General features: G+C 55.4%; 18 protein-coding genes. All 18 read left to right on the plus strand.

Annotation, left to right across the window (positions count from 1 at the left end):
- Nucleotides 1-67: 67 nt before the first annotated feature.
- Nucleotides 68-1,792: an acetolactate synthase 3 large subunit gene (gene ilvI / locus HVZ37_RS04375; protein ID WP_181628137.1), complete on the plus strand. Its 1,725-nt coding sequence runs from the start codon at nucleotides 68-70 to the stop codon at nucleotides 1,790-1,792.
- A 2-nt stretch (nucleotides 1,793-1,794) separates the two neighbouring features.
- Nucleotides 1,795-2,286 (plus strand): acetolactate synthase small subunit, encoded by a 492-nt coding sequence (gene ilvN / locus HVZ37_RS04380; RefSeq protein WP_042997945.1) that lies wholly within the window; start codon nucleotides 1,795-1,797, stop codon nucleotides 2,284-2,286.
- Between the two features lie 180 nt (nucleotides 2,287-2,466).
- Entirely contained in the window at nucleotides 2,467-3,471 is a 1,005-nt protein-coding gene (cra, locus tag HVZ37_RS04385) for a catabolite repressor/activator (protein ID WP_042997944.1), read from the plus strand.
- Nucleotides 3,472-4,081: 610 nt separating this feature from the next.
- On the plus strand, nucleotides 4,082-4,540 hold the full coding sequence (gene mraZ, locus HVZ37_RS04390; protein ID WP_044255498.1) for a division/cell wall cluster transcriptional repressor MraZ: 459 nt from the start codon (nucleotides 4,082-4,084) through the stop codon (nucleotides 4,538-4,540).
- Between the two features lies 1 nt (nucleotide 4,541).
- Entirely contained in the window at nucleotides 4,542-5,483 is a 942-nt protein-coding gene (gene rsmH / locus HVZ37_RS04395; protein ID WP_044255494.1) for a 16S rRNA (cytosine(1402)-N(4))-methyltransferase RsmH, read from the plus strand.
- Nucleotides 5,480-5,845, plus strand: coding sequence for a cell division protein FtsL (ftsL, locus tag HVZ37_RS04400; protein WP_012904474.1), 366 nt, complete (start codon nucleotides 5,480-5,482; stop codon nucleotides 5,843-5,845). Before rsmH ends, ftsL begins: the two co-directional genes overlap by 4 nt.
- A 15-nt stretch (nucleotides 5,846-5,860) precedes the next feature.
- Nucleotides 5,861-7,627, plus strand: a complete 1,767-nt coding sequence (gene ftsI / locus HVZ37_RS04405; RefSeq protein ID WP_042997941.1) for a peptidoglycan glycosyltransferase FtsI — start codon at nucleotides 5,861-5,863, stop codon at nucleotides 7,625-7,627.
- Nucleotides 7,614-9,101 (plus strand): UDP-N-acetylmuramoyl-L-alanyl-D-glutamate--2,6-diaminopimelate ligase, encoded by a 1,488-nt coding sequence (murE, locus tag HVZ37_RS04410; protein WP_181628138.1) that lies wholly within the window; start codon nucleotides 7,614-7,616, stop codon nucleotides 9,099-9,101. Before ftsI ends, murE begins: the two co-directional genes overlap by 14 nt.
- Nucleotides 9,098-10,456 carry a UDP-N-acetylmuramoyl-tripeptide--D-alanyl-D-alanine ligase gene (murF, locus tag HVZ37_RS04415; RefSeq protein WP_044267404.1) on the plus strand — a complete coding sequence of 453 codons (1,359 nt, stop codon included), beginning with the start codon at nucleotides 9,098-9,100 and terminating at the stop codon, nucleotides 10,454-10,456. The genes murE and murF overlap by 4 nt, the downstream gene beginning before the upstream one ends.
- On the plus strand, nucleotides 10,450-11,532 hold the full coding sequence (gene mraY / locus HVZ37_RS04420; protein ID WP_042997938.1) for a phospho-N-acetylmuramoyl-pentapeptide-transferase: 1,083 nt from the start codon (nucleotides 10,450-10,452) through the stop codon (nucleotides 11,530-11,532). Before murF ends, mraY begins: the two co-directional genes overlap by 7 nt.
- A gap of 2 nt (nucleotides 11,533-11,534) precedes the next feature.
- Complete coding sequence (gene murD / locus HVZ37_RS04425; RefSeq protein ID WP_181628139.1) at nucleotides 11,535-12,851, plus strand: UDP-N-acetylmuramoyl-L-alanine--D-glutamate ligase; 1,317 nt, start codon at nucleotides 11,535-11,537, stop codon at nucleotides 12,849-12,851.
- On the plus strand, nucleotides 12,851-14,095 hold the full coding sequence (gene ftsW, locus HVZ37_RS04430) for a cell division protein FtsW (protein ID WP_044255480.1): 1,245 nt from the start codon (nucleotides 12,851-12,853) through the stop codon (nucleotides 14,093-14,095). The genes murD and ftsW overlap by 1 nt, the downstream gene beginning before the upstream one ends.
- Nucleotides 14,092-15,159 (plus strand): undecaprenyldiphospho-muramoylpentapeptide beta-N-acetylglucosaminyltransferase, encoded by a 1,068-nt coding sequence (murG, locus tag HVZ37_RS04435; protein ID WP_042997935.1) that lies wholly within the window; start codon nucleotides 14,092-14,094, stop codon nucleotides 15,157-15,159. Before ftsW ends, murG begins: the two co-directional genes overlap by 4 nt.
- 52 nt (nucleotides 15,160-15,211) lie before the next feature.
- A complete protein-coding gene (gene murC / locus HVZ37_RS04440) occupies nucleotides 15,212-16,687 on the plus strand; it encodes a UDP-N-acetylmuramate--L-alanine ligase (protein WP_042997934.1) in 1,476 nt (491 codons plus the stop codon).
- Nucleotides 16,680-17,600, plus strand: coding sequence for a D-alanine--D-alanine ligase (locus HVZ37_RS04445; protein ID WP_181628140.1), 921 nt, complete (start codon nucleotides 16,680-16,682; stop codon nucleotides 17,598-17,600). Before murC ends, HVZ37_RS04445 begins: the two co-directional genes overlap by 8 nt.
- A 1-nt stretch (nucleotide 17,601) precedes the next feature.
- Nucleotides 17,602-18,432, plus strand: coding sequence for a cell division protein FtsQ (ftsQ, locus tag HVZ37_RS04450; protein WP_042997932.1), 831 nt, complete (start codon nucleotides 17,602-17,604; stop codon nucleotides 18,430-18,432).
- Nucleotides 18,429-19,691, plus strand: coding sequence for a cell division protein FtsA (ftsA, locus tag HVZ37_RS04455; protein WP_003018755.1), 1,263 nt, complete (start codon nucleotides 18,429-18,431; stop codon nucleotides 19,689-19,691). The genes ftsQ and ftsA overlap by 4 nt, the downstream gene beginning before the upstream one ends.
- Nucleotides 19,692-19,752: 61 nt before the next feature.
- The gene (ftsZ, locus tag HVZ37_RS04460) at nucleotides 19,753-20,904 is read left to right on the plus strand and encodes a cell division protein FtsZ (protein ID WP_004857884.1); all 1,152 of its coding nucleotides are present in this window, start codon (nucleotides 19,753-19,755) and stop codon (nucleotides 20,902-20,904) included.
- The last annotated feature ends 90 nt before the right edge of the window (nucleotides 20,905-20,994 follow it).

Here is a 20,994-nt window from a genome sequence, read left to right on the forward strand (position 1 = left end):
TGCCTGCGCCCTGGGGAGCGGTTAAGGTGTTTTACACATCATTAATCGTCATTCAGTGAGGCAAGCCATGGAGATGTTGTCTGGAGCCGAAATGGTCGTCCGATCGCTTATCGATCAGGGCGTTAAGCAGGTATTCGGTTATCCCGGGGGCGCCGTCCTCGATATTTATGATGCGTTGCATACGGTCGGTGGGATCGATCATGTGCTCGTCCGCCATGAACAGGCGGCCGTGCATATGGCCGATGGCCTGGCGCGGGCAACGGGGGAAGTGGGCGTGGTGCTGGTAACTTCCGGCCCAGGCGCCACCAATGCGATTACTGGAATCGCAACGGCGTATATGGATTCTATTCCGTTAGTGATTCTTTCCGGTCAGGTCGCGACCTCGTTGATTGGCTACGACGCCTTTCAGGAGTGCGACATGGTGGGGATCTCCCGCCCGGTCGTGAAACACAGTTTTCTGGTGAAGCAGACGGAAGATATTCCACAGGTGCTGAAAAAGGCCTTCTGGCTGGCGGCGAGCGGTCGTCCGGGTCCGGTGGTGGTGGATTTGCCGAAGGATATTCTTAATCCCGGCAAAAAAATGCCTTATTCCTGGCCAGAATCAGTCAGCATGCGGTCGTATAACCCGACCACGGCGGGCCATAAAGGGCAGATTAAGCGCGCTCTGCAAACGCTGGTTGCGGCAAAAAAACCGGTTGTCTATGTCGGCGGCGGGGCGGTGACGGCGGGATGCCACGAGCAGCTGCGTCAGACCATCGAAACGCTTAACCTGCCGGTGGTCTCTTCGCTGATGGGGCTTGGGGCATTTCCCGCAACGCACCGTCAGTCGCTCGGGATGCTGGGCATGCATGGCACTTATGAAGCCAACATGACGATGCATAACGCCGATGTGATTTTTGCCGTTGGGGTACGTTTTGACGATCGCACAACGAATAATCTGGCCAAGTATTGCCCGAATGCAACGGTGTTGCATATTGATATCGACCCGACATCCATTTCCAAGACGGTGACGGCGGATATCCCGATTGTCGGGGATGCACGTCAGGTGCTGGAGCAGTTACTGGAATTATTGCCGCAGGAATCCGCTCAGCAGCCGCTGGATGATATTCGTGACTGGTGGCAACAGATTGAACGCTGGCGCGCGCGTCAGTGCCTGAAATATGACACGCACAGCGAAAGTATCAAACCGCAGGCGGTCATTGAGGCTATCTGGCGTCTGACCAATGGCGATGCGTATGTGACGTCGGATGTGGGTCAGCATCAGATGTTTGCCGCCCTTTATTACCCCTTCGATAAACCGCGCCGTTGGATCAACTCTGGTGGTCTCGGTACGATGGGTTTCGGCCTGCCTGCGGCACTGGGGGTAAAAATGGCGCTGCCGGAGGAAACGGTGGTCTGTGTGACCGGTGACGGCAGTATTCAGATGAACATTCAGGAGTTGTCGACCGCGCTGCAGTATAAACTGCCGGTTCTGGTGCTAAACCTGAACAACCGTTATCTGGGCATGGTGAAGCAGTGGCAGGACATGATCTACTCGGGTCGTCACTCTCAATCGTATATGCAGTCGCTGCCTGATTTTGTTCGCCTGGCGGAAGCCTACGGACATGTCGGCATTCAGATTTCTCGTCCTGATCAACTGGAAAGTCAATTGAGTGAAGCGCTGGCGCAAGTGAAAAACGGTCGTCTGGTGTTTGTTGATGTTACCGTCGATGGCAGCGAACACGTCTACCCGATGCAGATTCGCGGCGGCGGGATGGATGAAATGTGGTTAAGTAAAACGGAGAGGACCTGATTATGCGCCGGATATTATCAGTACTGCTGGAGAACGAATCCGGTGCGCTGTCGCGCGTGATCGGCCTTTTTGCTCAGCGGGGTTACAACATTGAGAGCCTGACCGTCGCGCCGACGGACGATCCGACGCTCTCTCGTATGACCATCCAGACGGTAGGCGACGAGAAAGTACTGGAGCAAATTGAAAAGCAACTGCACAAGCTGGTGGATGTGTTGCGGGTCAGCGAACTTGGGCACGGCGCGCACGTCGAGCGCGAAATCATGCTCGTGAAGATTCAGGCCAGCGGCTATGGTCGGGAAGAGGTGAAACGCAACACGGAGATTTTTCGTGGGCAGATTATTGATGTCACGCCAAACCTCTACACCGTTCAGCTGGCGGGGACCAGCGATAAGCTGGACGCTTTTCTGGCAACGCTGCGCGAAGTGGCGAAAATCGTTGAGGTTGCGCGTTCCGGTGTGGTGGGACTATCGCGCGGCGACAAAATAATGCGCTAATCATTCTCTTTTCGTTAATTCATATGCCCAACGTCCTCCGTTGGGCATTTTTTTGCGAAATCCGTGGTAACCCGGAATAAAAGCGGTTGCCGCAGTAACTATTCTGCGCTTAGATGTTACCGATTTTAACCCATGCCGTTACAATGGTTATGGTTTGTACATTTTACGCAAGGGGCAATTGTGAAACTGGATGAAATCGCTCGGCTGGCTGGTGTATCGCGAACGACTGCAAGCTACGTAATTAACGGAAAAGCAAAGCAATACCGCGTGAGCGACAAGACTGTCGAAAAAGTCATGGCGGTGGTGCGTGAGCATAATTACCACCCGAATGCTGTGGCTGCCGGGCTGCGTGCTGGACGCACACGTTCTATCGGTCTGGTGATCCCGGATCTGGAGAACACGAGCTATACCCGTATTGCGAATTATCTTGAACGCCAGGCGCGCCAGCGTGGTTATCAACTGCTGATTGCCTGTTCGGAAGATCAGCCTGATAACGAAATGCGTTGCATTGAACATCTTTTACAGCGTCAGGTTGATGCGATCATTGTCTCCACATCGTTGCCGCCGGAACACCCGTTCTATCAACGCTGGGCCAATGATACCTTCCCAATTGTGGCGCTGGATCGTGCATTAGATCGTGAACATTTTACCAGTGTCGTGGGTGCCGATCAGGACGATGCCGAAATGCTGGCCGCAGAGTTGCGTAAGTTCCCGGCTGACACCGTGCTCTATCTGGGCGCGCTGCCGGAGTTGTCTGTGAGCTTCCTGCGCGAGCAGGGTTTCCGTGCTGCCTGGAAAGACGATCCGCGTGAAGTGAATTTTCTGTATGCCAACAGCTATGAGCGTGACGCGGCGGCACAGCTATTTGAAAAATGGCTGGAGACGCATCCGATGCCGCAGGCGCTGTTTACCACCTCATTTGCCCTGTTGCAGGGGGTGATGGATGTGACGTTGCGTCGTGATGGTAAGCTGCCTTCCGACCTGGCGATTGCGACCTTTGGCGACAACGAACTGCTGGATTTCTTACAGTGCCCGGTTCTGGCCGTGGCGCAGCGCCATCGTGATGTTGCAGAGCGCGTGCTGGAAATTGTCCTGGCGAGTCTGGATGAGCCGCGTAAACCAAAACCTGGTTTAACACGCATTAAACGTAATCTCTATCGTCGTGGCGTATTAAGCCGCAGCTAGTCAATTTTTGAATTCTGCGCCAGAAGACAATTTTTCTGGCGCAACTTAACGCTCCCCTCTCCACAATACCCTCACCATAATTAAGATTATTCCTTATAATTTTCTCAACTTTACCGAAATAATCCGTATTTAAACGAAACAGAGGCGGTTTCAGGTTATTGAGACGTAACGGCAGGTTAGATATGTATTATTTTGTTACATGCTTGTCGTGAATTGCCGAATTAACAAACACTTTTAGTCGCCCCAGCGCGAATGTCTCGGCGGGCTTGTTGGTGCGCGGTGTTTGCAGCCATAAACAGGGACTGTATTCATGATGCAATATGTCCTAAAATGCCGCTCGCGTCGCAAACTGACACTTTATATTCCCTCCTGAGAATAATTGTTCGTTTTAAAGCGGTGATGAGTTTTGGGATTTTTTCTTACAAATATTCATGACGTTAATTTGCTTCGTTCGTTGGACAGAATTTAATCAACGCTGATATTAGCCGTAAACATTGGGTTTTTTACTCAGGTAAGCGTTGTGACTCGCTTGACAAGCTTTTCCTCCGCTCCGTAAACTCCTTTGAGTGGGAATTTGTGGGGCAAAGTGGTAATGAGGGGGGAGACTGGCATGTTCCGGGGAGCAACGTTAGTCAATCTCGACAGTAAAGGGCGCTTATCTGTGCCTACCCGTTACCGGGATCAACTGATCGAGAGTGCTACCGGTCAAATGGTTTGTACCATTGACATCCATCACCCGTGCCTGCTGCTTTACCCCCTGCCTGAATGGGAAATTATCGAGCAAAAATTATCGCGTCTGTCGAGCATGAACCCGGTAGAACGCCGTGTGCAGCGTTTACTGTTGGGGCATGCCAGTGAATGTCAGATGGACAGTGCCGGGCGATTGTTGGTGGCGCCTGTCCTGCGGCAACATGCCGGGCTGACAAAAGAAGTGATGCTGGTTGGACAGTTCAATAAGTTTGAACTGTGGGATGAAACGACCTGGTATCAACAGGTCAAGGAAGATATCGACGCTGAGCAGAGTGCGACCGGGACGTTGTCGGAGCGCCTGCAGGACTTGTCTCTATAAGATGATGGAAAATTTTAAACACACCACGGTGCTGCTGGACGAGGCCGTAAACGGTCTCAATATTCGTCCTGATGGCATCTACATTGATGGAACATTTGGTCGCGGTGGTCACTCGCGTCTCATTCTCTCGCAGCTTGGCGAAGAGGGACGTCTGCTGGCAATCGATCGCGATCCGCAGGCGATCGCCGTCGCCCAGACCATCAATGATCCTCGCTTCTCCATCATTCATGGACCTTTCTCCGCGCTGGCTGACTATGTTGGCGAGCGCGAACTGACCGGCAAGATCGACGGGATTCTTCTCGATCTTGGCGTCTCTTCACCGCAGCTTGACGACGCTGAGCGCGGTTTCTCTTTCATGCGTGACGGCCCGCTGGATATGCGCATGGATCCCACTCGCGGCCAGTCGGCTGCTGAATGGCTGCAAACCGCAGAAGAAGCCGATATCGCCTGGGTGCTGAAAACCTTTGGCGAAGAGCGTTTTGCCAAACGTATTGCCCGCGCCATCGTTGAGCGCAACCGCGAACAGCCCATGACCCGCACGAAAGAACTGGCGGAAGTGGTCGCGGCGGCAACGCCGGTGAAAGACAAATTCAAACATCCCGCGACCCGTACCTTCCAGGCGGTGCGCATCTGGGTGAACAGTGAACTGGAGGAGATAGAGCAGGCGCTAAAAAGCTCGCTCAGCGTGCTGGCCCCGGGGGGGCGGCTTTCTGTCATCAGTTTCCACTCGCTGGAAGACCGCATTGTGAAACGCTTTATGCGTGAGCAAAGCCGTGGTCCGCAGGTTCCGGCAGGATTACCGATGACGGAAGAGCAGCTCAAAAAACTGGGCGGTCGTGAGCTAAGAGCATTAGGCAAGTTGATGCCGGGTGAAGAAGAGGTTGCAGAGAATCCTCGTGCCCGTAGTTCAGTTCTGCGTATTGCAGAGAGGACGAACGCATGATCAGCAGAGTGACAGAGGCCCTCAGCAAAGTTAAGGGATCGATTGGAAGCAACGAGCGCCATGCTTTGCCTGGCGTGATCGGTGACGATCTTTTGCGATTTGGGAAGCTGCCACTCTGCCTGTTCATTTGCATCATTGTGACGGCGGTGACGGTGGTAACAACCGCGCACCACACACGATTACTGACTGCGCAACGCGAACAACTGGTTCTGGAGCGCGATGCGCTGGATATCGAGTGGCGCAACCTGATTCTTGAGGAGAATGCCCTCGGCGATCATAGCCGGGTTGAACGGATCGCAACGGAGAAGCTGCAAATGCAGCATGTTGATCCCTCACAAGAAAATATCGTAGTGCAAAAATAAGGAAAAACGCGACGCATGAAAGCAGCGGCAAAAACGCTAAAACCAAAACGTCAGGAAGAACAGGCCAACTTTATCAGTTGGCGTTTTGCGTTGCTGTGCGGCTGCATTTTACTGGCGCTGGGTTTCTTGCTGGGCCGCGTCGCCTGGCTGCAGATTATCGCGCCGGACATGCTGGTCCGTCAGGGCGACATGCGTTCGCTTCGCGTACAGGAAGTGGCAACGTCGCGCGGTATGATCACCGACCGTTCGGGCCGTCCGCTGGCCGTCAGCGTACCGGTGAAAGCTATCTGGGCCGATCCAAAAGAGGTGCATGAAGCCGGGGGCATTACCGTTGGCGACCGCTGGAGAGCGCTCTCCACTGCCCTGAATATTCCCCTCGATCAACTGTCTGCCCGGATCAACGCCAACCCGAAAGGGCGTTTTATCTATCTGGCGCGTCAGTTAAACCCGGATATGGCGGATTACATCAAAAAGCTAAAGCTGCCGGGTATTTATCTGCGCGAAGAGTCCCGTCGTTACTATCCTTCCGGCGAAGTGACCGCTCACCTCATTGGTTTTACCAACGTGGATAGCCAGGGGATTGAAGGCGTTGAGAAGAGTTTTGACAAATGGCTCACCGGTCAACCGGGCGAGCGTATTGTGCGTAAAGACCGCTACGGTCGCGTCATTGAAGATATCTCTTCTACCGACAGCCAGGCGGCGCATAACCTCGCGCTGAGCATTGATGAACGCCTACAGGCGCTGGTGTATCGCGAACTGAACAATGCGGTGGCGTTTAACAAGGCAGAATCCGGGAGCGCGGTGCTGGTTGATGTGAGTACCGGCGAAGTGCTGGCAATGGCGAACAGCCCGTCCTACAACCCGAACAACCTGAGCGGCACGCCAAAAGACGCGATGCGTAACCGTACCATTACCGACGTTTTCGAGCCGGGTTCTACCGTCAAACCGATGGTGGTGATGACCGCGCTCCAGCGCGGCGTGGTGCGGGAAAACAGCGTGCTCAATACCGTTCCCTACCGAATTAACGGCCACGAAATCAAAGACGTGGCGCGCTACAGCGAATTGACCCTGACCGGGGTTTTACAGAAGTCGAGTAACGTCGGTGTTTCTAAGCTGGCGTTAGCGATGCCGTCCTCAGCGTTAGTAGATACTTACTCACGTTTTGGGCTAGGAAAGGCGACCAATTTGGGGTTGGTCGGAGAACGCAGTGGCTTATATCCTCAAAAACAACGGTGGTCTGACATAGAGAGGGCCACCTTCTCTTTCGGCTACGGGCTAATGGTAACCCCGTTACAGTTAGCGCGAGTCTACGCAACGATTGGCAGCTATGGCGTTTATCGTCCGCTGTCGATTACCAAAGTGGATCCCCCGGTTCCCGGCGAGCGCATTTTCCCGGAATCGACCGTACGTACCGTTGTGCACATGATGGAAAGCGTGGCGTTGCCGGGCGGCGGTGGGGTGAAGGCGGCGATTAAAGGTTATCGCATCGCCATTAAAACCGGTACCGCGAAGAAAGTTGGTCCGGATGGCCGCTATATCAACAAATACATTGCTTATACCGCAGGCGTTGCGCCTGCGAGTCAGCCGCGCTTCGCGCTGGTTGTTGTTATCAACGATCCGCAGGCGGGTAAATACTACGGCGGCGCCGTTTCCGCGCCGGTATTCGGTGCCATCATGGGCGGCGTTCTGCGCACCATGAACATCGAACCGGATGCGCTGGCAACGGGCGAAAAAAGTGAATTCGTAATTAATCAAGGCGAGGGAACAGGTGGCAGATCGTAATTTGCGCGACCTTCTTGCTCCGTGGGTATCAGGTTTACCTGCGCGAGAACTGCGAGAGATGACACTCGACAGCCGTGTGGCTGCGGCGGGCGATCTCTTTGTGGCAGTGAAAGGTCATCAGGCGGACGGGCGTCGATATATCCCGCAGGCGATAGCGCAAGGTGTGGCTGCCATTATTGCAGAGGCAAAAGACGAGGCAACCGACGGTGAAGTGCGTGAAATGCACGGCGTACCGGTTATCTATCTCAGCCAGCTTAACGAGCGTTTATCTGCGCTGGCGGGCCGCTTCTATCACGAGCCATCTGAAAACATGCGTCTGGTCGGCGTCACCGGCACGAACGGTAAAACCACCACGACCCAACTGCTGGCGCAGTGGAGCCAACTGCTCGGCGAAACTAGCGCAGTGATGGGCACGGTAGGCAACGGCCTGCTCGGTAAAGTGATCCCAACGGAAAATACCACCGGCTCGGCCGTAGACGTTCAGCAGGTGCTGTCGGGGCTGGTTGATCAGGGTGCGACTCTGTGCGCGATGGAAGTCTCTTCCCACGGTCTGGTGCAGCATCGCGTCGCGGCGCTGAAATTTGCCGCCTCGGTGTTTACCAATTTAAGCCGTGACCATCTGGATTATCATGGCGATATGGAGCATTACGAAGCCGCGAAATGGCTACTTTTCTCCACGCACCGTTGTGGGCAGGCAATTATCAACGCGGATGATGAAGTCGGTCGCCGTTGGCTGGCGAAACTGCCGGATGCCGTGGCCGTCTCAATGGAAGATCATATTAACCCTAACTGTCATGGCCGGTGGCTGAAGACCGTCGAGGTGAATTATCACGACAGCGGCGCGACCATCCGCTTCGCCTCAAGCTGGGGCGAGGGTGAAATTGAAAGCCGTCTGATGGGCGCGTTTAACGTCAGTAATCTGTTGCTGGCGCTGGCCACTCTGCTGGCGCTGGGCTATCCACTGGCTGACTTGTTGAAAACTGCTGCGCGTCTGCAACCCGTTTGCGGGCGTATGGAAGTCTTTAGCGCGCCGGGTAAAACCACCGTGGTTGTCGATTATGCCCATACCCCTGATGCGCTGGAAAAAGCGCTACAGGCGGCGCGTCTGCACTGCACCGGGCAACTCTGGTGCGTCTTTGGCTGCGGCGGCGATCGTGACAAAGGGAAGCGCCCACTGATGGGGGCGATTGCCGAAGAGTTCGCTGATGTTGTGGTCGTAACGGACGACAACCCGCGTACTGAAGAGCCGCGCGCCATTATCGACGACATTCTGGCAGGTATGCTGGATGCTGGTCGTGCAAAAGTGATGGAAGGCCGTGCCGAAGCGGTGACCAACGCCATTATGCAGGCGAAAGATAACGATGTCGTGCTGGTGGCAGGTAAAGGGCACGAGGATTACCAGATTGTCGGTACGCAGCGTCTCGACTATTCCGACCGCGTAACTGCGGCGCGCCTGCTGGGGGTGATCGCATGATTCGCGTAACGCTCAGCCAACTCGCCGGTATTCTCGGCGGCGAACTGAAAGGGGGCGATCTGTCCCTTGATGCCGTCACCACCGATACGCGTAAGCTGACGCCGGGCTGCCTGTTTGTGGCGCTCAAAGGCGAACGTTTTGATGCTCACGATTTTGCCGAACAGGCAAAAGAGGGGGGGGCGGGCGCACTCTTGGTTAGCCGTCCGCTGGCGGTTGATTTGCCACAGGTGATTGTGCAAGACACCCGTCTGGCCTTCGGCGAACTGGCTGCGTGGGTTCGCGCTCAGGTTCCGGCACGCGTGGTGGCGTTAACCGGCTCGTCCGGTAAAACATCTGTGAAAGAGATGACGGCGGCGATTCTCAGCCAGTGTGGCAATACGCTCTATACCGCAGGCAACCTGAATAACGACATTGGCGTACCGATGACGCTGCTGCGCTTAACCCAGGAATATGACTATGCGGTCATTGAGTTAGGTGCCAACCACCAGGGCGAAATCGCCTGGACCGTCAGCCTGACGCGTCCGGAAGCGGCACTGGTCAACAACCTGGCGGCGGCGCATCTGGAAGGCTTCGGTTCGCTGGCGGGAGTGGCGAAGGCGAAGGGCGAAATTTTTACCGGTCTGCCTGAAAACGGCATTGCCATTATGAATGCCGATAACAATGACTGGTTGAACTGGCAGAACATTATCGGCGATCGAAAAGTCTGGCGTTTTTCACCGAATGCTACCAACAGCGATTTCACTGCCACCAATGTCCATGTGACGTCACATGGCACCGAATTTTTACTGCAAACGCCTGGCGGAAGCATTGATGTACTGCTGCCATTGCCCGGACGTCACAATATCGCCAATGCCCTGGCGGCGGCAGCGTTGTCGATGGCTGTTGGCGCGACGCTGGAGGCGATCAAAACCGGTCTGGCAAATTTAAAAGCGGTACCGGGCCGTCTGTTCCCTGTCCAGTTAGCGGAAAACCAACTGCTGCTTGATGATTCGTATAACGCCAACGTCGGGTCAATGACCGCCGCGGTACAGGTGCTGTCCGAAATGCCGGGTTACCGTGTGCTGGTTGTCGGCGATATGGCCGAACTGGGCGCAGAAAGCGAAGCCTGCCACGTGCAGGTCGGTGAGGCGGCGAAAGCGGCAGGCATCGACTGCGTATTGAGTTCAGGGAAACTGAGCAAGGCTATCAGCGATGCGAGTGGCGTCGGCGAACATTTTGCGGATAAAGCCGCGCTGATCGCGCGTCTGCAGACGCTGATTGCAGAGCAACAGATAATTACCATTTTGGTGAAAGGTTCACGTAGTGCCGCCATGGAAGAGGTCGTACGCGCATTACAGGAGAAAGGATCATGCTAGTTTGGCTGGCCGAACATTTGGTCAAATATTATTCCGGCTTTAACGTCTTTTCCTATCTGACGTTTCGCGCCATTGTCAGCCTGCTGACCGCACTGTTCATCTCATTGTGGATGGGCCCGCGCATGATCGCCCGTCTGCAAAAACTCTCCTTCGGTCAGGTTGTACGTAACGATGGTCCGGAGTCCCACTTCAGCAAGCGCGGCACGCCGACGATGGGTGGGATCATGATCCTGACGGCGATCGTTATTTCCGTTCTGCTGTGGGCCTACCCGTCAAACCCGTACGTCTGGTGCGTATTGGTGGTGTTGATTGGTTACGGCATTATCGGCTTCGTCGATGACTACCGCAAAGTGGTCCGCAAAGACACCAAAGGCCTGATTGCGCGCTGGAAATACTTCTGGATGTCGGTCATTGCGCTGGGTGTTGCTTTCGCACTGTACCTCGCCGGGAAAGACACGCCAGCGACAGAGCTGGTGGTGCCGTTCTTCAAAGACGTCATGCCGCAGTTGGGGCTGTTCTACGTTCTGCTGGCGTATTTCGTGATTGTCGGCACCGGGAATGCGGTGAACCTGACTGACGGTCTGGATGGTCTGGCGATTATGCCAACCGTCTTCGTCGCGGGGGGATTCGCGCTGGTGGCGTGGGCGACCGGTAACATGAATTTTGCTAACTATCTGCATATTCCGTACTTACGTCATGCCGGCGAACTGGTAATCGTCTGTACGGCGATTGTCGGCGCGGGCTTAGGATTTCTGTGGTTTAACACCTATCCGGCGCAGGTCTTCATGGGCGACGTCGGATCGCTGGCGCTGGGCGGCGCGCTTGGCATTATCGCCGTGCTGCTGCGTCAGGAGTTCCTGCTGGTGATCATGGGTGGGGTATTTGTCGTGGAGACCTTGTCGGTGATATTGCAGGTCGGTTCCTTCAAGTTGCGCGGGCAGCGTATCTTCCGCATGGCGCCGATTCATCACCACTATGAACTGAAAGGCTGGCCGGAACCGCGCGTGATTGTGCGCTTCTGGATTATTTCGCTGATGCTGGTCCTGATTGGCCTGGCAACGCTGAAGGTACGTTAATCATGGCTGATTACCAGGGTAAAAACGTCGTCATTATCGGTCTGGGATTAACCGGACTCTCTTGCGTGGACTTTTTCCTCGCTCGTGGCGTAACCCCTCGCGTGATGGATACCCGTGCGACACCGCCGGGACTGGATAAGTTACCGGAGGCAGTAGAGCGTCATGTCGGCAGTCTGAATGACGACTGGCTGCTGGCGGCGGATCTGATTGTGGCAAGCCCTGGTATCGCCCTCGCGCATCCGTCACTGAGCGCAGCGGCTGATGCGGGTGTTGAGATTGTTGGCGATATCGAGTTGTTTTGCCGTGAAGCGCAGGCACCGATTGTGGCGATCACCGGTTCGAACGGGAAAAGCACCGTCACGACGCTGGTAGGTGAAATGGCGAAAGCGGCAGGTGTGAACGTCGGCGTTGGCGGTAACATTGGCCTGCCCGCCTTGATGCTGCTGGATGCAGAACGCGAACTGTATGTCCTTGAACTCTCCAGCTTCCAGCTGGAAACCACGTTCAGCCTACAGGCGGCCGCGGCCACTATTCTGAACGTTACTGAAGATCACATGGACCGGTATCCGTTTGGTTTACAACAGTATCGCGCGGCAAAACTGCGCGTTTACGAGAATGCGAAAGTCTGTGTGGTCAATGCCGATGATGCGTTGACGATGCCGATTCGTGGAGCCGATGCGCGTTGTGTGAGCTTTGGCGTCAACATGGGCGATTATCACCTTAACCGTCAGCAGGGCGAGACCTGGCTGCGGGTGAAGGGTGAGAAAGTGCTGAACGTGAAAGAGATGAAGCTTTCCGGCCAGCATAACTACACCAACGCCCTGGCGGCGCTGGCGCTGGCGGATGCGGCAGGTTTACCGCGCGCCAGCAGCCTGAAAGCGCTGACGACGTTCACTGGTCTGGCGCATCGGTTCCAGTTAGCGCTGGATCATAACGGTGTGCGCTGGATTAACGACTCGAAAGCGACCAACGTCGGCAGCACCGAAGCGGCGCTGAACGGCCTGCATGTTGATGGCACGCTGCATCTGTTGCTGGGCGGCGATGGTAAATCGGCGGACTTCTCTTCGCTGAGTCGTTGTCTGGAAGGCGATCGCGTACGGTTGTACTGTTTTGGTCGGGATGGCGCGCAACTGGCGGCGCTGCGCCCGGAAATTGCGGAACAAACCGAGACGATGGAAGAGGCGATGCGCCTGCTGGCGCCGCGCGTGAAGTCAGGCGATATGGTGCTGTTGTCTCCGGCCTGCGCCAGCCTCGATCAGTTTAAGAATTTTGAGCAACGGGGTGATGTCTTTACCCGTCTGGCAAAGGAGCTGGGTTGATGCGTTTATCTCTCCCTCGCCTGAGACTGCCGCGCCTGCCGGGATTTGGCATCCTGGGATGGATCTTTGCGGCGCTTAAAGGCTGGGTGATGGCCTCACGGGACAAAGATTCTGACAGTCTGATCATGTACGATCGCGTGCTGCTATGGCTGACGTTAGGCCTTGCGGCGATCGGTTTCATCATGGTGACGTCGGCATCCATGCCCGTTGGGCAGCGTCTGGCGGGCGATCCGTTTCTGTTTGCCAAGCGTGATGCGCTCTATATTTTTCTGGCATTTTGTCTGGCGCTGATCACGCTGCGTCTGCCGATGGAGTTCTGGCAGAAATACAGTACCACGATGCTGATCGCCTCGATCATTATGCTGTTGATCGTGCTGGTGGTGGGGAGTTCGGTGAACGGGGCATCGCGTTGGATTGCATTAGGTCCTCTGCGTATTCAGCCTGCGGAATTTACCAAGCTGTCGCTGTTCTGCTATCTGGCGAACTACCTGGTGCGCAAGGTTGACGAAGTTCGTAATAACCTGCGCGGCTTTTTAAAGCCGATGGGCGTGATTCTGGTACTGGCGATCCTGCTGCTGGCGCAACCTGACCTCGGTACGGTGGTCGTGCTGTTCGTGACCACGCTGGCGATGCTGTTTCTGGCTGGGGCAAAGTTGTGGCAGTTCATTGCCATTATCGGCATGGGGATTTCTGCGGTCGTACTGCTGATTCTCGCCGAACCGTATCGTATTCGCCGCGTAACCTCGTTCTGGAACCCGTGGGAAGATCCGTTTGGTAGCGGATACCAGCTTACCCAGTCACTGATGGCATTCGGTCGCGGTGAAATGTGGGGGCAGGGGCTGGGCAACTCGGTACAGAAACTGGAGTATCTGCCGGAAGCGCATACGGACTTTATCTTCGCCATCATTGGGGAAGAACTGGGTTATATCGGTGTGGTATTGGCGCTTTTAATGGTATTCTTCGTCGCTTTTCGCGCGATGTCGATTGGCCGCAAAGCGCTGGAGATCGACCACCGTTTTTCCGGATTTTTGGCCTGTTCCATCGGTATCTGGTTTAGTTTTCAGGCTCTGGTGAACGTCGGTGCGGCGGCAGGCATGCTGCCAACTAAAGGTCTGACGCTGCCGCTCATCAGTTATGGTGGCTCGAGTTTGCTGATTATGTCGACGGCCATCATGTTTTTGTTGCGAATTGATTATGAAACGCGCCTGGAAAAAGCACAGGCGTTTACACGAGGTTCACGATGAGTGGTCAAGCGAAGCGGTTAATGGTGATGGCGGGCGGTACCGGCGGGCACGTGTTCCCGGGACTGGCGGTCGCGCACCATTTAATGTCCCAGGGCTGGGAAGTTCGCTGGCTGGGTACCGCAGATCGTATGGAAGCGGATTTAGTCCCTAAGCATGGCATCGATATTGACTTCATCCGTATCTCCGGATTGCGCGGAAAAGGCGTGAAAGCGCTGTTGGCCGCCCCTTTGCGTATTTTCAACGCATGGCGTCAGGCGCGCGCAATCATGAAAAGTTTTAACCCCGATGTGGTGCTGGGGATGGGCGGGTATGTTTCCGGTCCCGGCGGTCTGGCCGCGTGGTCACTGGGCATTCCAGTCGTGTTGCACGAGCAAAATGGTATCGCCGGGTTAACGAATAAATGGCTGGCGAGAATTGCTACCAAGGTCATGCAGGCGTTTCCTGGCGCGTTTCCGAATGCGGAAGTGGTCGGGAACCCGGTACGTACAGACGTGCTGGCGCTGCCGTTGCCGCAGGATCGTCTTGCCGGACGCGAAGGTCCGATTCGTGTGCTGGTGGTCGGCGGATCGCAGGGCGCTCGCGTGCTGAACCAGACCCTGCCGCAGGTTGCCGCCAGACTGGGTGATGCGGTGACTATCTGGCATCAGAGCGGGAAAGGCGCGCAGCAGACCGTAGAACAGGCCTATGCCGACGTGGGGCAACCCCAGCATAAGGTAACGGAATTTATTGATGACATGGCGGCCGCCTACGCGTGGGCCGATGTGGTGGTCTGTCGTTCTGGCGCATTGACGGTAAGTGAGATTGCCGCCGCCGGTTTACCGGCGCTGTTTGTGCCGTTTCAACATAAAGACCGACAGCAGTACTGGAATGCGCTGCCGCTGGAAAAAGCGGGCGCAGCCAAAATTCTCGAGCAGCCGCAGTTTACTGTGGATGCCGTCGCCAGCACCCTGTCCGGGTGGTCGCGAGAAAGTTTGTTAACCATGGCAGAACGTGCCCGCGCTGCATCCATTCCGGATGCCACCGAGCGTGTCGCAAATGAAGTGATCCGGGCTGCCCGGGCGTAATTGTAGCGGTGCCTTTTGCATCGCCTGAATTGAGAAGTGAATGGCGTAAAGAATGAATACACAACAACTGGCAAAACTGCGTTCTATCGTGCCCGAAATGCGTCGCGTTCGGCACATCCACTTTGTCGGCATCGGTGGTGCCGGGATGGGCGGTATTGCCGAAGTTCTGGCCAATGAAGGGTATCAGATCAGTGGTTCAGATTTAGCGCCTAACCCGGTGACGCAGCAGTTGACGAACCTGGGAGCAACGATTTATTTCAACCATCGCCCGGAAAACGTGCGTGATGCGAGTGTGGTTGTGGTCTCCAGCGCCATCTCGGCTGATAACCCGGAGATTGTGGCGGCGCATGAAGCGCGCATCCCAGTGATCCGCCGCGCGGAGATGCTGGCGGAGCTGATGCGTTTTCGTCATGGCATCGCGATTGCCGGGACGCACGGTAAAACGACCACCACCGCGATGGTCTCCAGTATTTACGCGGAAGCGGGACTGGATCCCACTTTCGTTAACGGCGGTCTGGTGAAAGCGGCAGGTGTGCATGCGCGTCTGGGCCATAGCCGTTACTTAATTGCGGAAGCGGATGAGAGCGACGCGTCATTCCTTCATCTGCAGCCGATGGTGGCGATTGTCACCAACATCGAAGCCGACCACATGGATACCTACCATGGCGATTTCGAAAATTTAAAGCAGACGTTTATTAATTTCCTGCACAACCTACCGTTTTATGGTCGTGCGGTGATGTGTGTTGACGATCCGGTGATACGCGAGCTCTTGCCGCGTGTGGGCCGTCAGACCACTACTTATGGCTTTAGCGATGACGCAGACGTTCGCGTCGAAGATTATCAGCAGGTGGGCCCGCAAGGGCACTTCACCCTGCTGCGCCAGGGGATGCAAGACCTGCGCGTCACGTTGAATGCGCCAGGTCGCCATAACGCCCTGAACGCGGCGGCGGCCGTGGCAGTTGCGACGGAAGAAGGTATTGCAGACGATGCGATCCTGCGTGCGTTGGAAAGCTTCCAGGGGACCGGGCGGCGCTTCGACTTCCTCGGTGAGTACCCGCTCGAGCCGGTGAACGGTAAAGCCGGTACGGCAATGCTGGTGGATGATTACGGGCATCACCCGACGGAAGTGGATGCGACCATTAAAGCGGCGCGGGCGGGATGGCCGGACAAAAATCTGGTGATGCTGTTTCAGCCACACCGTTTCACGCGTACGCGTGATCTGTATGACGACTTTGCCAACGTGCTGACCCAGGTTGATGCGTTGCTGATGCTGGATGTCTACGCAGCGGGTGAAGCGCCGATTCCAGGAGCGGACAGCCGTTCACTGTGCCGCACTATTCGTGGTCGCGGTAAAATCGACCCGATTCTGGTTTCCGATCCGGCGCAGGTCGCAGAAATGCTGGCACCGGTATTAACCGGCAACGATTTGATTCTGGTACAGGGCGCGGGAAATATCGGCAAAATCGCGCGTTCCTTAGCCGAAATCAAACTGAAGCCGCAAATTCAGGAGGACGAACAACATGGCTGATAAAATCGCGGTCCTGCTGGGCGGTACCTCTGCTGAACGTGATGTGTCGCTGAATTCCGGCGCAGCAGTGTTGGCCGGATTACGGGAAGGTGGCGTGGATGCACATCCGGTCGACCCGAAAGAGGTCGACGTGACGCTGCTGAAATCAATGGGCTTTCAGAAAGTCTTTATCGCCCTGCATGGCCGTGGTGGGGAAGACGGAACCTTACAGGGACTGCTGGAGCTGGTTGGTTTGCCTTATACCGGCAGCGGCGTGATGGCATCGGCGATCTCCATGGATAAACTGCGCAGCAAGCTGCTGTGGCAGGGGGCGGGATTACCTGTCGCGCCATGGGTCGCGCTGACGCGATCTCAGTTTGAAAAAGGTCTTGATGAAGAACTGGTTAAGCATATTTCTGCGCTGGGTTTACCGCTGATTGTGAAGCCCAGCCGTGAAGGGTCCAGCGTGGGAATGTCGAAAGTGTCAGAATATGACGCTTTACAGGATGCATTAACGCTGGCATTTCAGCATGATGAAGACGTTCTGATCGAGAAATGGCTCAGCGGTCCGGAATTTACGGTCGCGATACTGGGTGAAGAAATTTTACCCGCAATTCGTATCCAACCTGCCGGAACCTTCTATGATTATGAGGCGAAGTATCTGTCTGATGAGACACAGTATTTCTGCCCTGCAGGTCTGGAAAGCGAGCAAGAAGATATTTTACAGGCAGTCGTGCTGAAAGCATGGACAACCCTGGGCTGTAAAGGCTGGGGTCGCATTGACGTCATGCTGGATAACGATGGCCAGTTTTATCTGCTGGAAGCGAATACCTCTCCGGGTATGACCAGCCACAGCCTGGTGCCGATGGCGGCGCGTCAGGCGGGGATGAGTTTCTCGCAGTTGGTGGTACGAATTCTGGAGTTGGCGGACTGATATGTCGCAGGCTGCGCTGAACACGCGAAACAGTGATGAAGAGGTTTCTTCCTCACGTCGCAATAATGGAACGCGTCTTGCAGGTATTTTCTTCCTGCTGACGGTGCTGTGTACCGTGCTGGTCAGCGGCTGGGTGGTGTTGGGGTGGATGGAAGATGCACAGCGTTTGCCGCTGTCAAAGCTGGTGTTAACCGGTGAGCGCCATTACACGAAGAATGATGATATTCGCCAGTCGATTCTGGCGCTGGGTGCGCCCGGCACCTTTATGACCCAGGACGTGAATATCATCCAGAGTCAGATCGAACGCTTGCCGTGGATCAAGCAGGCCAGCGTCAGAAAGCAATGGCCCGATGAATTGAAGATTCATCTGGTTGAATATGTGCCGATTGCGCGTTGGAATGATCAGCATATGGTGGACGCCGAAGGAAATGCCTTCAGCGTGCCGGCCGATCGCACCAGCAAGCAGGTTTTACCCATGTTATCTGGCCCCGAAGGCAGCGCGAGTGAAGTGTTGCAGGGGTATCGTGACATGTCGCAGGTGTTGGCGAAGGACCGGTTTACCCTGAAGGAGGCGGCAATGACCGCTCGTCGTTCCTGGCAGTTGACGCTTAATAACGATATTAAGCTCAATCTTGGCAGGGGTGACACGATGAAACGTTTGGCTCGCTTTGTAGAACTGTATCCGGTTTTACAGCAGCAGGCGCAAACCGATGGCAAACGGATTAGCTACGTTGATTTGCGTTATGACTCAGGAGCGGCAGTAGGGTGGGTTCCCTTGCCTCCTGAGGAATCTAATCAGCAACAGAATCAGGTACAGGCAGAACAACAATGATCAAGGCGACGGACAGAAAACTGGTAGTTGGACTGGAGATTGGCACCGCGAAGGTCGCCGCTTTAGTAGGGGAAGTTCTGCCCGACGGTATGGTCAATATCATTGGCGTGGGCAGTTGCCCATCACGGGGGATGGATAAAGGCGGGGTGAACGACCTCGAATCCGTGGTGAAATGCGTACAGCGCGCCATTGACCAGGCAGAACTGATGGCAGATTGCCAAATCTCCTCGGTCTATCTGGCGCTTTCGGGCAAACACATTAGCTGTCAGAATGAAATCGGCATGGTGCCGATTTCGGAAGAAGAAGTGACGCAGGAAGACGTGGAAAACGTCGTGCATACCGCGAAATCAGTGCGCGTTCGCGATGAGCACCGTGTGTTGCACGTCATCCCGCAGGAATATGCGATTGACTATCAGGAAGGGATTAAAAACCCGGTCGGTCTTTCCGGTGTTCGTATGCAGGCAAAAGTGCATTTGATCACCTGCCACAACGATATGGCGAAGAACATTGTTAAAGCTGTGGAACGTTGTGGCCTGAAAGTTGACCAACTGATATTCGCCGGACTGGCGGCCAGTTATTCCGTCTTGACGGAAGATGAACGTGAACTGGGCGTCTGCGTCGTCGATATTGGTGGTGGTACAATGGACATCGCCGTTTATACTGGCGGGGCGTTGCGCCACACCAAAGTGATCCCCTATGCAGGGAATGTGGTCACCAGCGACATCGCGTATGCCTTCGGTACGCCGCCGAGCGACGCCGAAGCGATTAAAGTTCGCCACGGCTGCGCGCTGGGATCCATCGTCGGGAAAGACGAAAGCGTTGAAGTGCCAAGCGTGGGCGGGCGTCCGCCGCGCAGTCTGCAACGACAGACGCTGGCAGAGGTGATTGAGCCGCGTTATACCGAACTGCTCAACCTGGTCAACGAAGAGATATTGCAATTACAGGAACAGCTTCGCCAGCAGGGTGTGAAACATCATCTGGCGGCGGGGATTGTACTGACCGGTGGCGCGGCGCAAATTGAAGGTCTTGCCGCCTGTGCCCAGCGCGTGTTCCATACGCAAGTGCGTATCGGCGCGCCGCTGAATATTACCGGTCTGACGGATTACGCTCAGGAGCCGTATTACTCAACGGCGGTGGGGCTGCTTCACTACGGGAAAGAGTCCCACTTAAGTGGTGAAGCTGAAGTAGAAAAGCGTGTTACGGCTTCAGTTGGCTCTTGGATTAAACGTCTTAATAGCTGGCTGCGAAAAGAGTTTTAATTTTTTATGAGGCCGGCGAAAATTACGGCCTCAGGCGACAGGCACAACGGAGAGAGAAACTATGTTTGAACCTATGGAACTGACCAACGACGCGGTGATTAAAGTCATCGGCGTCGGTGGCGGCGGCGGTAACGCCGTTGAACACATGGTGCGCGAGCGCATTGAGGGTGTTGAATTCTTCGCGGTAAATACCGACGCTCAGGCGTTACGCAAGACGGCGGTTGGCCAGACTATTCAGATCGGTAGTGGTATTACCAAAGGTCTGGGAGCGGGTGCGAACCCGGAAGTCGGTCGCAATGCAGCAGACGAAGATCGTGAAGCTCTGCGTGCAGCGCTTGACGGTGCAGACATGGTGTTTATCGCAGCAGGCATGGGCGGCGGTACCGGTACCGGTGCAGCGCCAGTGGTTGCTGAAGTAGCTAAAGATTTAGGGATCCTGACCGTTGCGGTCGTGACCAAGCCTTTCAATTTTGAAGGCAAAAAGCGTATGGCTTTCGCGGAGCAGGGGATCACTGAGCTGTCCAAGCATGTGGACTCGCTGATCACCATCCCGAACGACAAACTGCTGAAAGTGCTGGGTCGTGGTATCTCCCTGCTCGACGCGTTTGGCGCGGCGAACGACGTGCTGAAAGGCGCTGTTCAGGGCATCGCGGAACTGATTACCCGTCCGGGCCTGATGAACGTCGACTTTGCTGACGTGCGCACCGTGATGTCCGAAATGGGCTACGCAATGATGGGCTCTGGTGTGGCGAGCGGTGAAGACCGTGCAGAAGAAGCTGCTGAAATGGCGATCTCTTCTCCGCTGCTGGAAGATATCGATCTGTCTGGCGCGCGTGGCGTACTGGTCAACATCACGGCGGGCTTCGACCTGCGTCTGGATGAGTTCGAAACCGTGGGTAACACCATCCGTGCCTTTGCATCGGATAACGCGACCGTGGTGATTGGTACTTCTCTGGACCCGGATATGAACGACGAGTTGCGCGTGACCGTTGTTGCTACCGGTATCGGTATGGACAAGCGTCCTGAAATCACCCTGGTCACCAACAAACAGGTGCAGCAGCCGGTGATGGATCGTTACCAGCAGCATGGCATGGCGCCGTTGACGCAAGAGCAGAAACCGGTCGCGAAAGTGGTGAACGATAATACGCCGCAAACCGCGAAAGAGCCGGATTATCTGGATATCCCTGCGTTCCTGCGCAAGCAAGCCGATTAAGAATTGGCTGGAATTTGGGATTCGAGGCTCTTTGTGCTAAACTGGCCCACCGAATGTATAGTACACTTCGGTTGGATAGGTAATTTGGCG

The sequence above is a fragment of the Citrobacter sp. RHB35-C17 genome, assembly GCF_013816795.1.
Lineage (GTDB): Bacteria > Pseudomonadota > Gammaproteobacteria > Enterobacterales > Enterobacteriaceae > Citrobacter_A > Citrobacter_A amalonaticus.

What these genes read in the sequence shown, in the direction of transcription:
- HVZ37_RS04445 (WP_181628140.1), top strand. Translation starts at nt 16,680, where the DNA reads ATGGCTGATAAAATCGCGGTCCTGCTGGGCGGTACCTCTGCTGAACGT.
- murF (WP_044267404.1), top strand. Translation starts at nt 9,098, where the DNA reads ATGATTCGCGTAACGCTCAGCCAACTCGCCGGTATTCTCGGCGGCGAA.
- ftsZ (WP_004857884.1), top strand. Translation starts at nt 19,753, where the DNA reads ATGTTTGAACCTATGGAACTGACCAACGACGCGGTGATTAAAGTCATC.
- ftsW (WP_044255480.1), top strand. Translation starts at nt 12,851, where the DNA reads ATGCGTTTATCTCTCCCTCGCCTGAGACTGCCGCGCCTGCCGGGATTT.
- murG (WP_042997935.1), top strand. Translation starts at nt 14,092, where the DNA reads ATGAGTGGTCAAGCGAAGCGGTTAATGGTGATGGCGGGCGGTACCGGC.
- ilvN (WP_042997945.1), top strand. Translation starts at nt 1,795, where the DNA reads ATGCGCCGGATATTATCAGTACTGCTGGAGAACGAATCCGGTGCGCTG.
- rsmH (WP_044255494.1), top strand. Translation starts at nt 4,542, where the DNA reads ATGATGGAAAATTTTAAACACACCACGGTGCTGCTGGACGAGGCCGTA.
- ftsA (WP_003018755.1), top strand. Translation starts at nt 18,429, where the DNA reads ATGATCAAGGCGACGGACAGAAAACTGGTAGTTGGACTGGAGATTGGC.
- ftsQ (WP_042997932.1), top strand. Translation starts at nt 17,602, where the DNA reads ATGTCGCAGGCTGCGCTGAACACGCGAAACAGTGATGAAGAGGTTTCT.
- mraY (WP_042997938.1), top strand. Translation starts at nt 10,450, where the DNA reads ATGCTAGTTTGGCTGGCCGAACATTTGGTCAAATATTATTCCGGCTTT.
- mraZ (WP_044255498.1), top strand. Translation starts at nt 4,082, where the DNA reads ATGTTCCGGGGAGCAACGTTAGTCAATCTCGACAGTAAAGGGCGCTTA.
- murD (WP_181628139.1), top strand. Translation starts at nt 11,535, where the DNA reads ATGGCTGATTACCAGGGTAAAAACGTCGTCATTATCGGTCTGGGATTA.
- ftsI (WP_042997941.1), top strand. Translation starts at nt 5,861, where the DNA reads ATGAAAGCAGCGGCAAAAACGCTAAAACCAAAACGTCAGGAAGAACAG.
- ilvI (WP_181628137.1), top strand. Translation starts at nt 68, where the DNA reads ATGGAGATGTTGTCTGGAGCCGAAATGGTCGTCCGATCGCTTATCGAT.
- ftsL (WP_012904474.1), top strand. Translation starts at nt 5,480, where the DNA reads ATGATCAGCAGAGTGACAGAGGCCCTCAGCAAAGTTAAGGGATCGATT.
- murC (WP_042997934.1), top strand. Translation starts at nt 15,212, where the DNA reads ATGAATACACAACAACTGGCAAAACTGCGTTCTATCGTGCCCGAAATG.